Here is a 1,064-nt window from a genome sequence, read left to right as displayed (position 1 = left end):
ACCTGGCCTATGTGATCTACACCTCCGGTTCCACCGGCCAGCCCAAAGGTGTGGCCAACGAGCACGCGGCAGTGGTCAACCGCCTGCTGTGGATGCTGGACGAGTACGACATGACAGTCGCGGACGTGGTGTTGCAGAAGACCCCGTTCAGCTTCGACGTGTCGGTCTGGGAGTTCTTCTGTCCGCTGTTCGCCGGCGCCCGCCTGGTGATGGCGCGGCCCGAAGGGCACAAGGACCAGGTTTATCTGGGTGAGGTGATCGAGGCCGAGCAGATCACCATGCTGCACTTCGTGCCGTCGATGCTCGATATCTTCCTGGCCCATGGCGATCTCAGCCGGTGTGCCAGCCTCAAACGGGTGATGTGCAGTGGCGAAGCGTTGCCGGGCAGCGTGGTGCGGCGCTTCAAGACGCAATTGCCGCAGGTCGGGTTGCACAACCTCTACGGTCCGACCGAGGCTGCGGTGGAAGTGACGGCCTGGAATTGCGCAGGTCCCATCGAGGACACCCCGGACAACACACCGATCGGCAAGCCGATCGCCAACTGCCGCATGTACGTGCTGGATGCACAGATGCAGCCGGTGCCGCTGGGGGTGGCGGGTGAGTTGTACATCGCGGGTGTGCAGGTGGCGCGGGGGTATCTGAACCGTGCGCAACTGACTGCCGAACGGTTCCTCGACGACCCGTTCAACCCGGCACCGAAAGCAAGGATGTACCGCACCGGTGATCTGGCGCGCTACCTGCCGGATGGCAATATCGAGTATTTGGGGCGTAACGATGACCAAGTGAAGATCCGCGGCCAGCGCATCGAGCTGGGTGAGATCCAGGCACGCCTGATCGCCTTTCCGGCGGTGCAGGAGGCGGTAGTGGTGGCTCGCGAGGACGCGCCGGGGGACAAGCGTCTGGTGGCCTATTACACGGCGGCCGAGATGCAGGAGATCGACGTCCTGCGCGCCCACCTGCTGGAGCAGTTGCCGGGTTACATGGTCCCGGTGCTGTTCGTGTACCTGGAGACGTTGCCGCTGAGCCCCAACGGCAAGCTCGACCGCAAGGCGCTGCCGGTGCCG

The 1,064-nt window shown here is 64.1% G+C and carries 1 protein-coding gene; it reads left to right on the top strand.

Annotation, left to right across the window (positions count from 1 at the left end):
* A partial coding sequence (locus HB680_RS32465) for an amino acid adenylation domain-containing protein (protein ID WP_213942331.1) occupies nucleotides 1-1,064 on the top strand: 1,064 nt, incomplete at both ends.

Source organism: Pseudomonas sp. dw_612 (genome assembly GCF_018449725.1).
In the GTDB taxonomy this organism is placed as follows: Bacteria; Pseudomonadota; Gammaproteobacteria; order Pseudomonadales; family Pseudomonadaceae; genus Aquipseudomonas.
The sequence above is the reverse complement of the archived record's forward strand: the minus strand, read 5'-3'. Positions and strand labels throughout refer to the sequence as shown.